We start from the raw sequence: 13,179 nt of genomic DNA on the forward strand, positions 1-13,179 counted from the left end.
TGCTATTGTTTTGTGAGTTCTTGCTATGAACCGTTATCCTCTTTGGAAATACATCGTCCTTGCGGTGGTGGTCTTGATTTCCACGCTGTACACGCTCCCCAATTTCTTTGGCGAAGCGCCTGCCGTGCAAGTCTCCGGCGGCAAAGCCACCATCAAAATCGACGCCACCACGCGCACGCGGGTGGAAGATGCATTGAAGGAAGCTAAGGTCGTGGTCGATGGCAAGGTCGAGCTCGATAACAACTCGGTTCGCGCCCGCTTCGCCACCACCGAGGTGCAAAAGCAAGCGCAGGCGGCGATCTCTTCTGCTCTCAATCCCGATAAAAACGATCCTTCTTATGTGGTCGCTTTGAATCTGGTGCCGCAAACACCGCAATGGCTGCGCAGCCTGCATGCGAATCCGATGTATTTGGGCTTAGATTTGCGCGGCGGTATTCATTTGATGCTGCAAGTGGATATGGCGGGTGCGATTGACAAACGCATCGATACACTCACCAGCGACATTCGCACCAGCCTTCGCGGCAAAGACATCCGTGGCCGCACGGCGCGCGAGGGCAACACCGTGGTCATGCGCTTTTCCACAGCGCAGGCGCAGCAAGCCGCCAAAAACATGGTGGACGATCAGTTTGGCGTGGATTTAGGCACGGTGGAAAGCACCCAGGGCACAGATTATTTGGTGACAGCCAGCATCAAACCCGATGCGATCAAGCGCATCCAGGAATCTGCGCTCAAGCAAAATATTTCTACGCTGAACAACCGCGTCAACGAGCTCGGTGTGGCCGAGCCGGTGATACAGCAACAGGGCGCGGATCGCATTGTGGTGCAGCTGCCCGGCGTGCAAGATACCGCCACGGTGAAGAAAATCATCGGCCGCATTGCCACGCTGCAAGTGCGCATGGTCGATGAAAGCTCAGAAGGTCTTGCAGCAGAGCGCGGCCAAGCTGCTGTGCCTTTTGGTTCAGAGCGTTATCTGGACCGCAACGGCCAAGCAGTGATCGTCAAACGCGATGTGATCTTCTCGGGTGAGAACTTGACGGACGCTCAAGCCGGCTTTGATAGCCAAACGCAAGAGCCTTCAGTAAACTTGTCGCTCGATGCCAAGGGCGCGCGTATTTTCAAAGACGTGACCCGTGAAAACGTCAACAAACGCATGGCGATCTTGTTGTTTGAAAAAGGCAAAGGCGAAGTCGTCACAGCGCCCGTGATCCGAAGCGAAATCGCCGGCGGCCGTGTGCAAATCTCGGGTCGCATGACCACGGTGGAGGCCAATGACACCGCCCTCTTGCTGCGAGCCGGCTCGCTGGCCGCGCCGATGGAGATCATCGAAGAGCGCACGATTGGCCCCAGCCTCGGTGCAGACAACATTGCCAAAGGCTTCAACAGTGTGATCTACGGCTTTCTCGTGATCGCTGCCTTCATGTGCGTTTACTACCGCTTTTTCGGCGTGATTTCGACGGTGGCGCTCTCGGTGAACTTGCTGATGCTGGTCTCTATTCTTTCGATGATCCAAGCGACGCTGACGCTGCCCGGCATGGCCGCTATCGCGTTGGCGCTTGGTATGGCGATTGACTCCAACGTGCTGATCAACGAGCGCATTCGCGAAGAGCTGCGCAATGGCAAATCGCCGCAGCAGGCGATTCATGCGGGCTATGAAAACGCATGGGCCACGATTCTTGACTCCAACATCACGACCTTGATCGCAGGTATTGCTCTGCTCATCTTCGGCTCCGGCCCGGTGCGCGGCTTCGCGGTCGTGCATTGCTTGGGTATTCTCACGAGCATGTTCTCTGCCGTGTTCTTCTCTCGCGGTTTGGTCAATCTTTGGTATGGCGGCAAGAAGAAGCTCAAAGACATCAGCATTGGGCAGGTGTGGCGGCCTGAGGGTGATGCCGTTGTCGCCGAGGCGCAAGATTTGGAAGAAAAACCAGCACTCGCCGGCATGAAGCCTTCGCAAAGCGCTATGAAAAACGCAGCACCTGCGTTGAAGAAATAAGGGAGCCGCAACATGGAATTCTTTAGAATCAAACGCGACATCCCGTTCATGAAGCACGCTATCGTGCTGAATGCGATTTCGCTCATCACCTTCGTATTGGCTGTCTTTTTTATCCTCACACGCGGCCTGCATCTCTCGGTGGAATTTACAGGCGGCACGCTGGTGGAGGTCGAATACCCGCAAGCAGCGCAAGTAGCCAAAACCCGTGAGGCTGTCGAAAAATTGGGCTTTGGCGAGGTGCAGGTACAGCTGTTCGGCTCGGCTTCGGATGTGCTGATCCGCGTGGCTAATAAAGCGCTGCCTTCCAACCCTGCGGCCGGTACAAGCACCTCAGCAGCTTCCACGCAATCAGATACGGTGCTCAAGGTGTTTGAATCGGTCTGCCAAGCCGATGGCGGCGCCGTGCAGTCCACCACCGTGGTTTCGTCGCAAGGCGAAACTCAGCAGAAGTTGTTGTGTAAAACGCCCGATGGCAAAGAACCTGTCAAGCTGCAACGCAGCGAATTCGTTGGCCCTTCTGTGGGGGCGGAGCTGGTGAGCAATGGTTTGATCGCTCTGGGCATGACGGTGCTGGGCATCATGATTTATCTGGCTTTTCGCTTCGAATGGAAATTCGCGGTGGCCGGCATCATTGCGAACTTGCACGATATCGTGATCATCTTGGGCTTCTTTGCCTTTTTCCAGTGGGAATTCTCGCTGGCTGTGTTGGCCGCGATTTTGGCGGTGCTGGGCTATTCGGTGAACGAATCCGTGGTGATTTTTGATCGAATCCGCGAAGCCTTCCGCAAATACCGCAAGATGACGACGCGAGAAGTCATTGATCACGCCATCACCTCCACCATCAGCCGCACCATCATCACCCACGGCTCCACCGAGATGATGGTGTTGTCGATGTTGATTTTTGGCGGCCCTACGCTGTTTTACTTTGCGTTAGCGCTCACTATCGGTATTCTCTTTGGTATCTATTCCTCTGTTTTCGTGGCCGCCGCGATTGCCATGTGGCTGGGCGTGAAACGGGAAGATTTGATCAAAACGCCGATCAAGAAAGAGGGCGAAGGCCCTACTGATCCCAACGATCCGAACTCGGGTGCCATGGTCTGAGGCTAGCCAGGTCTGGCTCCGACAAAGCTTGGACAGGCACTTTGAAACTGTGGCATAAGTGATACATGTGTAAGGCATGCGGCGCATTGATAACAGCTTGTCACGGCTCGCTTGGGTTCGTTGACTCCTCAGACGGGCTTTCCTAGTAATATGTATCAAACAGCGCTTTTTAGCGTTGTGCCGTTTTACGTCTTCCATTTCGACATACCGTCTTGTGAGCAGCCCACCCATCCAACGCCCTGCCAATCATGCTGCTATCGCGCGGCAGGCGCGCGCCGTGTTCGTGGAGCAATCGGTGAAGTTGCTCACGGAGCTGTCCAGCGCCATCGGTACGCGGCTGACCACACTGTTTGAGCAATCTGCCAACGCGCGTGAGGCGCAAGATCGGCGTGATGCAATGATTGCCTATCAACAAGGCCAGATCAAATGGCTGGAAGGCACAGACCGTACTTGGAAAGCAGCCTCGCAAGTCGATTTGTCTGCCTCCAACACCAGGTTGCCAGCGCTGAATTTGGAGTTGATTGGCAATGAGGTGGTGGAAAGCAAGATTCTTTCCTCACGTTTGTCGATGCGCATTCTCGATAAATCGGGTTGGGAGCTCAACGATCTGCAAGTGCGTATGCGCATGCTCGATGGCAAAGAAGAGCTGGACAAAACAGATATTCTGCGACCCGAGGCGTTTGCACAAGCTCTACTGGAGCAATGGCTCTCTGCGGGGCTCACGCAAGACGCTTGGCTTTCTGTACAAGATGTGATTCAGCAATCCTTTGGCGACAAGGTCGTTAAAGCCTACAAAGCCACCAACGAATTTCTCATCGCGCAAGGCGTGATGAAAGAGATCGATTTGCGAGGCAATCTCAAACGTACGCCAAATGCCCGAGGCGCATCCGGCGGCGGAGCCGGTGCTGAGCATGCGATGAGCCAGCCCGGGGCGCTGTCCAATACGCAGACGCAAAACCTGCCACTTTCAGGCAGTGGTAATGCCTATGCGCAAACGCACTATGGCCAGACGAGCTATGGCCACGATGCGCCGCCCGTGCAAATGCAAGGCCGCCAAGGCCCGCCAGCCACAGGCGCGATGAGCCGGGCAGGCAATGCGTCTAGCCAGGTCGCTGAGCACATCGCCAAGCTGCGCGCGCAAGCGGCGCAGTATGCCGCTGCGCAAGCTGCGAGTGCACAGCAGCAGGCAGGCATCATGCAGTCTGGCGGCAGCGGCTTCAGCAGTGGCTTTACGGGTGGCGCAGCCTTATCAACGGGTGGCAGCATCATGAGCACTGCGGGTGGCACCATGGCTGGCGGTTTCAGTGGTTTTGCGGATTCTGCTGTGACTACACCAGGGCGTCAGCGCGGTGTCGCGGGCGCAGCTGGCATGGCGCAGGCTGGTGGCATGGGCGGTAATGGCGGCGGCGCAGCTTATGCTGGCGGTTCAGCGGGAGGTGGTGCAGCTTCTGGCGCAGCGGCTCGCCCAGGGCGCTCGGCTGTGGCCAATTACGTGTCACAAGACGAAGCTTACGAGACCCGTATGCAGACAGCTGCCACACCGCTGGCGCGCGCGCGCATGCGCGCGCAAGGTGTGATGGGGCAACTCAAGAGCATGCTGGTGCAGCGTGTGGCGGGTTTTGAAGATACGCGCGGACCGCAAATGTCACCCCAGCTCGCCGCCGCATTTGTTCAGCGCCCTGCGATGCGCACACCAGGCTATCAGCGCACCAGCCAAGGCGGCTCCACCATGCAAGCGGGCGAGATGCAAGTCGCCGCGCCCATGTATGTGGGCGTGCAAGCGCAAATCGTTGAAGGTATGCAGCCCGCGCAGGTGAATAACGCGCTGCGCGAGCAAACCAAAGAGCTGAAAAAAGTAGCGGATACCGATGGCGAGAAAGCCACGATTGAAATCGTCGCGCTGATGTTCCAAAGCATCTTGTCGGAAGAGCGCATTCCCACGGGTGTGCGCGTGTGGTTTGCGCGCTTGCAAATGCCGGTATTGCGTTTGGCGCTCTCCGAGCCAGAATTTTTCGGCACGATGCAGCATCCCGCGCGCAAGCTGATTGACCGCATGGGCTCTTGCGTGCTCGGTTTTGATGCCAATGTGGGTAGCGTTGAGCTCGAAACGGAGATCAAGCGCATTGTGCAAACCATCGAGCAGTATCCCGAAACCGGGCGGCGTGTGTTCCAGCTTGTGTTTGATGAGTTTGAGAAATTCCTCAGCAAATTCCTCACCGAGAGCAAAGCCACAGCCAAGGTTGTCTCGCTTGCACAGCAGGTCGAGCAGAAAGAAACCGCGGCGATTCAATACACGATTGAGCTGCGCAAGATGCTGGGCAATTTGCCTTTGCGTGATGAGATTCGGGAGTTCTTGTTCAAAGTGTGGGCCGAAGTGCTCGCCCTTGCTGCGATGAAAAACGGTGGCCAGCATGAGAGCACACTCGCGCTCAAGCAAGTGGCGGCTGATTTACTCTGGGCAGCCAGCGCCAAAGCCAGCCGTGCTGAGCGCGCCAAGGTGATTGCCGATCTACCCGATTTGCTCAAGCGATTGCGCACTGGCATGAACATGCTCGGCCTCACAGCGCCTGTTCAAGACGAACACATCAAAAAAATCAGCGACACTCTGGCCGAAGCCTTCATGAGCAAAACCGCCGCGATGGACTCCACCCAAGTGGCCGAAGTCGCGCAGCGCATCAAGCACCTGGAAGATTTCGTCTCCGAAGAAGAGGTGGGCGATTTGCCGTTGGATGCCGAGAGCATTGAGCTCATGCTCGGGATTGACATGACCGGCGTAGAGATCATCAGCGAAGGCGGCAGTGAACCTACCCAAGCCATGCGCGCCTGGGCCATGGAGCTGGAGCGCGGCAGCTGGTTCCATTTGGATCACAAAGGCAAGATGGCCAAAGTGCAGTATTCATGGCGCAGCAAAAAAGGCCAGCTTTTCCTGTTTGCCGATACAGCGGGGCTCACCTATCTCTTCCAGATCAAGCGCCTGGCGGCTTATTTGCAAGCAGGTTTGATTGCACCCGTGGAAGACGAAACGCTTACCGTGCGCGCCACGCGCGCGGCCCTTAACAAGATCGATGCCCAGCCTGATCGTCTGCTGGCAGCTGCCTAAAAGCTACTATTTTAATAGCATGCCGCGCAGTATCCATGCCGGCTACACGCCTAAAACGGCATCAAAACATCATTTCTTTTGCTCATGGTCTGCTGGATTGGCTTGTGGCAGTTCGCCTTTTTTGCGCCCAGAAAACATCGTCCACCAGACGATCAATACCAGCAGTAACAGTGCGCCCAGCGCTTCAAGCAAAATAAGCCCCATGAGATTTCTCCAACCATTGCGCTGCCACGCATCTATCACGCGTTGGGCAAGCATGCTGGGCATTGTAGGAATGCTGGCAGCATGTGGTCTGAGCCCACAGACAAATCCACAAAGCGAGCAAGGCTTGCCACCCGTTACTCAACCGGCGCCGCCAGTGGCGCAGCCTGTGCCGCCTGCAGATGCGCCGCCTGGCACAGCGCCGATTTTGCAGGCCAAGAGCCGCTGGCAGCCAGTGCGTTGGGCGGATATCCCTGGTTTTGAAAGCGATGCGCTTCATGAGGCTTGGAACGCTTGGATTCGCAGTTGTGAGCGGCCTGCGCCGCCGTGGGCGGTATTGTGCGCCGATGTGCGTCGCCTCTCGATTGCCGATGGTGCGCAGCAGCGTGCTTGGATGCGCGAGCGTTTGCAGCCGTATCGCGTTGAGCCCTTAAGCGTCAATCCGGGTGGCACAACCGAAGGCCTGCTCACGAGTTATTACGAGCCCGTGTTTGAAGCCAGTCGCCGCGCCACACCCAAACACAGCGTCGCTCTTTGGCAACCGCCCACAGGCCTTGCGCAGCGCAAACCTTGGTTCAGCCGCAAAGACATCGACACCTTGCCCGAAGCGCAAGCCGCACTGCGAGGCCGCGAGATCGCCTATCTCGCCGATCCTGTGGACGCACTCATCCTGCAAATCCAAGGTTCGGGTCGTTTACGCATCGCTGAGCCCGATGGGAGCCAGCGCCTCGTGCGCGTAGCCTTCGCGGGCACGAACGATCAGCCCTATCGCTCAGTGGGCCGATGGTTGCTCGATCAAAACTTGATTCGCGATGCCAGCTGGCCGGGTATCAAAGCATGGATTGCCGTCAATCCGCAGCGCGTGCAAGAGATGCTCTGGAGCAATCCGCGCATGGTGTTTTTCCGCGAAGAAGCGATTGATCCAGCCGCTGCATCTCAAGGCCCAAGAGGCGCGCAAGGTGTAGCGCTCACCGCTGGCCGCTCCATCGCCGTGGATCGCGAGAGCATTCCGCTCGGTGCACCCGTGTGGTTGCAAACGCGCGGTGATGCGCTCAACACCCAGCGCATGGTGATCGCGCAAGATGTGGGCAGCGCCATCCTTGGCGCAGTACGCGCCGATTACTACATGGGCTCGGGCGATGCGGCTGGTGAACTTGCCGGGCGGCTCAAGCAAGGCTTGCAACTTTGGGTGTTTTGGCCAAAATAGTGAGCTTATTCAGCACTTCGCCGGCAAGGAATCTGCGACATGCGCTACTTATTGAATAGCAAACTCATTCTTTCAGTTTCAGCTGCTGTGCTGCTTGCGGCCTGCGCAAACACAGGTAACGAGCCACCCGCTCAACGCTACCGCTGCGAAATGGGTATCGAGTTCAGCGCACGTTTCTCGGGCGAATCGGTGTCGCTGGACACCACGCGCGGCTACGAAATGCTCTTCCGCGATGCCAAGCCATTGCCTGATCCACCCAAGCCCTACGAATACCGCAATCCACGCATGAGCGCAGAATTCCAGCTCGGTAAAGACGGCAATGAGGCTTTGTTGCGCTATCCACTCCTGCCGCTGGCTGTGCGTTGCGTTAAAGATCGTTAAGGCTGATATTTATTGCTTGAACTACCACCAAATTAAAACAAAATTGCTGACAAGCAGCATTTTCAAGCGATAAAAGAAAACACAAAGCCCGCGTTACGGCCTAAACTCCTTCGGCTGGGGATGCTCTGAACAAGTCATCTGCGCGAATCAGACTCGCTTTCGGGCGGTCTGCGTCGTTGAAAAGCCTCGCTTTAGCACCGCTAAAGCTACGTTTTTCGCCTAGCATCCCATCCCGAAATCAAGCCTGCTTCATCGCAGGGACTTATTCAGAACATCCCGGAGACAAACCGCATGAACGCACCGCTGCCCGAGCACATCCGCAAAGCGCTTGAAACTGTCACGCTGGATGACAAGTATTCTTTAGATTACGGAAGAGCTTTCATGAGCGGCGTGCAAGCCCTTGTGAAGTTGCCGATGCTGCAGCGTTTGCGCGATCAGCAAAATGGCAAAAACACCGCAGGCTTCATCAGCGGTTATCGCGGCTCACCATTGGGCGGGTATGACCAAGCTTTATGGAAAGCCAAAAAGTATCTGCAAGAAAAGCATGTCGTCTTCCAACCCGGTGTGAATGAAGAGCTGGCCGCCACCGCGATTTGGGGCACACAGCAACTGGGCTTCGCGCCGCAGGGCAGCAATAAATACGATGGCGTGTTTGGCATTTGGTATGGCAAAGGCCCCGGTGTGGATCGTTGCTCGGATGTGTTCAAGCATGCCAATATGGCCGGCACCACGCCGCTGGGTGGCGTGATTGCTGTGGCGGGTGATGATCATGTGGCCAAGAGCTCCACCGCCGCGCACCAGAGCGATCACATCTTCAAAGCCTGCGGCCTGCCGGTGTTCTTCCCCACCGATGTGCAAGACATTCTCGATCTGGGCTTGCATGCCTTCGCCATGAGCCGCTATGCCGGTGTGTGGACGGGCATGAAGACGATTCAGGAGATTGTGGAATCGTCGATGAGCACACAGATTGATCCGGATCGCGTGAACATCGTGATTCCTACAGATTTTGAGATGCCCAAAGGCGGCTTGCATATTCGCTGGCCAGATGCGGCTTTGGAGCAAGAGCAACGTTTGTTTGATTTCAAATGGTATGCGGCGCTGGCCTATGTGCGCGCGAATCGCTTGAATCGCAATGTGATTGAGGGCAAGAATGATCGCTTGGGGTTGATTGCGAGTGGCAAGGCTTATAACGATTTGCGTCAAGCCTTGGTTGATTTGGGTTTGGACACCGAGACTTGCCAGCGCCTAGGCATTCGCGTGCATAAAGTCGCCGTGGTGTGGCCGCTCGAAGCGCAAATCACGCGCGAGTTCGCCACTGGGCTCAAAGAAATTCTGGTTGTTGAAGAGAAACGCCAAGTCATCGAATACCAGCTCAAAGAAGAGCTCTACAACTGGCGCTCTGATGTGCGCCCTACTGTTCTCGGTAAATTCGACGATAAAGGCGAAGGTGGCGAATGGAGCATGCCGAATCCAACGGCAAATACATTGCTGCGCGCCAATTCAGATTTATCTCCCGCACTGATCGCCAAAGCAGTGGCCGCACGCGTGAAAAAACTCGGCGTCGATGCCGACACACTCGCCCACATCGAATCACGCCTCGCCATCATTGAAGCCAAAGAGCGCTCGCTGCAAGTGATCGATCTAAAGGCAGATCGCACACCCTGGTTCTGCTCCGGCTGCCCACACAACACCTCCACCAAAGTGCCCGAAGGCTCGCGCGCGATGGCTGGCATTGGCTGCCACTACATGGCGCTCTGGATGGATCGCGCCACCACAGGCTTCACGCAAATGGGTGGCGAAGGCGTGCCCTGGGTCGGCCAGCAGCCGTTCACCAATGATGCGCACATCTTTGCAAATCTCGGCGATGGCACTTACTTTCATAGTGGCCTGCTGGCGATTCGCCAAGCGATTGCAGCCGGCGTGAACATCACCTACAAAGTGCTCTACAACGATGCCGTAGCCATGACGGGCGGGCAGCAAGTGGGTGAGCGGCCTGAGGGGCATTCGGTCATTCAAATTGCGCATTCGCTGACCGCCGAAGGCGTGCAAAAACTCGTCGTCGTCACCGATGAGCCAGAGAAGTATTCAAGCACTAGATTGCCCGACGGCGTAGAAGTCAAACACCGCGATTTGCTCGACGATATTCAAAAAGAATTCCGTGAAATCAAGGGCACGACAGCCATCATCTACGATCAAACCTGCGCAACAGAAAAACGTCGCCGCCGAAAGCGCGGTACGATGGTTGATCCCACCAAACGCGTGCTCATCAACGAATTAGTCTGCGAAGGCTGCGGTGATTGCGGCGTGCAATCCAATTGCATGAGTGTGGAGCCGCTAGAAACCGAATTCGGCCGCAAGCGCACGATCAACCAAAGCACTTGCAACAAAGATTTCTCCTGCGTCAAAGGCTTCTGCCCCAGCTTCGTCACCGTGGAAGGCGAGCTCAAGAAAAAATCCAAGACAGGCAAGGCCAATCCCTTCGAATTAGGGGCATTACCAGAGCCAGCGATTGCGCAGATCCCGCAAGGCAACGCCTGGGGCATCATCGTCGCAGGCGTAGGCGGCACAGGCGTGATCACCATTGGCCAGCTCTTGGGCATGGCCGCGCATATGGAAGGCAAAGGCATCGTCACGCAAGATGCCGCTGGCCTCGCGCAAAAAGGCGGCAACACTTGGAGCCATGTGCTCTTGGCCAACACGCAAGCCGACATCGCCACCACCCGCGTCGCCATGGCCAGCGCCGATTTGATTCTTGGCTGCGATCCGATGGTGGCCGCCAGCAAAGAGACGATGGCGCGCATGCTCGAGGGTCGCACGCATGTCGCGCTCAACGCGCACGGCTCGCCCACCGCGAGTTTCGTATTGAATGGCAATTGGCAAAACCCTTCCGAGCGCTGCGCCGCAGCCATCGTCGAAGCCGTTGGCCAGCAAGGTGTAGGCATGTTCAATGCCGATGCCGCAGCGAGCAAGCTCATGGGCGACACACTCTACACCAACCCCATGATGCTCGGCTTCGCTTGGCAAAAAGGCTGGATTCCTTTGGAGAAAGTATCGCTGCTCCGCGCCATGGAATTGAATGCCGTAGCTATCGATCAAAACAAAGCCGCCTTCGAATGGGGCCGCCGCGCCGCGCATGATTGGGCGAGCGTAGAAAAGCTACTCACCCCCGCGCAAACCATCGAATTCAAAAAGCGAGAAGGCCAGCCAGAGATGCTCGCCAAGCGCGTCGAATTCTTAACGAACTATCAAAACACCGCCTACGCGCAAGACTACAAAGCTTTCGTAGATAAAGTAAGCGCCGCAGGCAACGCGCAACTCACTGAAGCAGTGACGAAGTATCTCTTCAAGCTCATGGCCTACAAAGACGAATACGAAGTCGCCCGCCTGCACACCGATACCGCCTTCCACGACAAAGTGAAAACGCTCTTCGAAGGCGAAGTCAAACTCAGCTATCACCTCGCCCCACCTTTGCTTGCCAAGAAAAATAGCAAAGGCGAATTACAAAAGCAACCCTACGGCGCATGGATGCTCACAGCATTCAAGTTGCTTGCAAAAATGAAAGGCCTGCGTGGCACGGCTTTCGATATCTTCGGCAAAACCGAAGAGCGCAAGATGGAGCGCGCTTTGATTGGTGAATACCGCGCGAGCATAGAAAAGCTACTGCCTTTTCTCAACGCCTCCAACGCTGCGACTGCTGTTGAGATTGCTCGCATCCCCGAGCAAATCAAAGGCTTCGGTCATGTGAAAGAGCGTAATGTGGTTGCGGCGCGTGCGAAGTGGAGCAAGCTGGAAGAAGAGTTTTCATCACCACTTGCTAAGGCTGCTTGATTCTTTACGGCACATTCCGTTCGAACTGAGCTTGTCGAAGTCCCTGCGCTTATTTCACACCACCCGCTCACCTGCCCCGTGACGTGCCCGAAAAAGCCGAGGCCTTTCTTCGTGTGGCACTCTTGCCCGCAAGCGACGAGCTGCGATCTTTTGTAGCGATGATGATATGGTTGGCCGCGCCCGACCAGCGAAAGGCTTCGTTTTTTCAGACCCATCACGGAGCGGATCGAGTTGGTGGGCGCGTCGTTGCGTTTCCCGAGAGAATTTAGGGCAAAAGAAGCATGCTGCCGGCGTATTTACTGCGCAAAACGCTACTATTTTAATAGTAAATCGGTTGAACAAAAAACTTTTCACGCATCACTAATAAAAGCCTACTACAGCCAAATAAATTTTTAACACGATCAACGGCGTATCGGTTACATTGCGAAAGATATGGGTTGCAAAATATTCTTAAGCGCTCTGATTGCACTTTTCTGCTTTACCGACATTTCGATGGCACGCGGAAAAGGCAGCGGTGGTGGAACTGTTTCCGTACGTGGACATTTTCGTAAGGACGGAACCTACGTCGCACCTCACCATCGAACCGCCCCTGATGGCAATTTCCAGAATAATTGGAGGACTCAAGGTAACTACAACCCGTACACAGGCGAAGATGGGAAAGTTGTCGCACCACCAAGCCGTACTCTAGGATCTAGTGGTACTTCATATTCGGCTCCCGTGCTTGGTACGGATAAGCCACCCGTGGCTCCAGGACTGTTAACTGCGCCACCGGCTGCAAGAAGTTTGATGATGCCCGAGCCTTTGCCGAGGGAGTTGCCATCCACTCAGTTGCAGTCCGATCCATTACAGTTGCAGCCGCTCGGCATTGATCAGCTCGGGTCAACCAATAAATCTGTTGCCCCCATTCCTCAAAGCAATAACTCACGCTCTCTAACTTATGCCGAACAACAGAAGCTACGAGATGTGGAGCGTGCGCAATTCTGGGCTAAGCAAGGTTACTCTTTCAATCCAGCGTACATGTCAGCGTACTCAATGGATCAAAAGGTCAAAGATATCGAACGTGCAAAGTTCTGGAGCGCAAAGGGCTTCAACTTCAACCCAGAGTTCATGTCAGCATACTCGATGGATCAGAAAGTAAAGGATATAGAGCGTGCTAAGCACTGGCAAGAGCGGGGCTACACCTTTAATGCTGAATACATGTCAGCATACTCAATGGATCAGAAAGTGCGTGACATTGAACGTGCACGTTATTGGAGCACGCGAGGATTGAACTTTGATCCTAACTATATGTCAGCCTACTCCATGGATCGCGAAGCTGAGCGCAAGGGCCTAGCATCTAGATAACTCACGACTCGAATCGGTTAGTCT

Annotated in this window: 8 protein-coding genes; 7 read left to right on the forward strand and 1 reads right to left on the reverse strand. The window is 55.6% G+C overall.

Annotation, left to right across the window (positions count from 1 at the left end; all coding sequences use genetic code 11):
- Positions 1-25: 25 nt before the first annotated feature.
- The 3 genes from secD to KIH26_RS14645 all read left to right on the forward strand — a co-directional run bounded on the left by secD (position 26) and on the right by KIH26_RS14645 (position 6,194).
- Complete coding sequence (secD, locus tag KIH26_RS14635; RefSeq protein ID WP_213446417.1) at positions 26-1,993, forward strand: protein translocase subunit SecD; 1,968 nt, start codon at positions 26-28, stop codon at positions 1,991-1,993.
- A 12-nt stretch (positions 1,994-2,005) separates the two neighbouring features.
- On the forward strand, positions 2,006-3,094 hold the full coding sequence (gene secF, locus KIH26_RS14640; RefSeq protein ID WP_213446418.1) for a protein translocase subunit SecF: 1,089 nt from the start codon (positions 2,006-2,008) through the stop codon (positions 3,092-3,094).
- Positions 3,095-3,308: 214 nt separating this feature from the next.
- A complete protein-coding gene (locus KIH26_RS14645; protein WP_349627888.1) occupies positions 3,309-6,194 on the forward strand; it encodes a DUF1631 family protein in 2,886 nt (961 codons plus the stop codon).
- A 69-nt stretch (positions 6,195-6,263) separates the two neighbouring features.
- On the opposite strand, the gene KIH26_RS17105 is transcribed toward KIH26_RS14645, so the two are convergent.
- On the reverse strand, positions 6,264-6,398 hold the full coding sequence (locus KIH26_RS17105) for a hypothetical protein (protein WP_283770153.1): 135 nt from the start codon (positions 6,396-6,398) through the stop codon (positions 6,264-6,266).
- Here KIH26_RS17105 and mltA point away from each other — a divergent pair.
- The 4 genes from mltA to KIH26_RS14665 all read left to right on the forward strand — a co-directional run bounded on the left by mltA (position 6,397) and on the right by KIH26_RS14665 (position 13,155).
- Entirely contained in the window at positions 6,397-7,602 is a 1,206-nt protein-coding gene (gene mltA, locus KIH26_RS14650) for a murein transglycosylase A (protein WP_249661347.1), read from the forward strand. The genes KIH26_RS17105 and mltA overlap by 2 nt on opposite strands.
- A 39-nt stretch (positions 7,603-7,641) precedes the next feature.
- On the forward strand, positions 7,642-7,983 hold the full coding sequence (locus KIH26_RS14655; RefSeq protein ID WP_213446420.1) for a hypothetical protein: 342 nt from the start codon (positions 7,642-7,644) through the stop codon (positions 7,981-7,983).
- Between the two features lie 291 nt (positions 7,984-8,274).
- Positions 8,275-11,811, forward strand: coding sequence for an indolepyruvate ferredoxin oxidoreductase family protein (locus tag KIH26_RS14660; protein ID WP_213446421.1), 3,537 nt, complete (start codon positions 8,275-8,277; stop codon positions 11,809-11,811).
- Between the two features lie 432 nt (positions 11,812-12,243).
- Positions 12,244-13,155 carry a hypothetical protein gene (locus KIH26_RS14665; protein ID WP_213446422.1) on the forward strand — a complete coding sequence of 304 codons (912 nt, stop codon included), beginning with the start codon at positions 12,244-12,246 and terminating at the stop codon, positions 13,153-13,155.
- The last annotated feature ends 24 nt before the right edge of the window (positions 13,156-13,179 follow it).

The sequence above is a fragment of the Variovorax sp. PCZ-1 genome (genome assembly GCF_018413605.1).
In the GTDB taxonomy this organism is placed as follows: domain Bacteria; phylum Pseudomonadota; class Gammaproteobacteria; order Burkholderiales; family Burkholderiaceae_C; genus JANMDU01.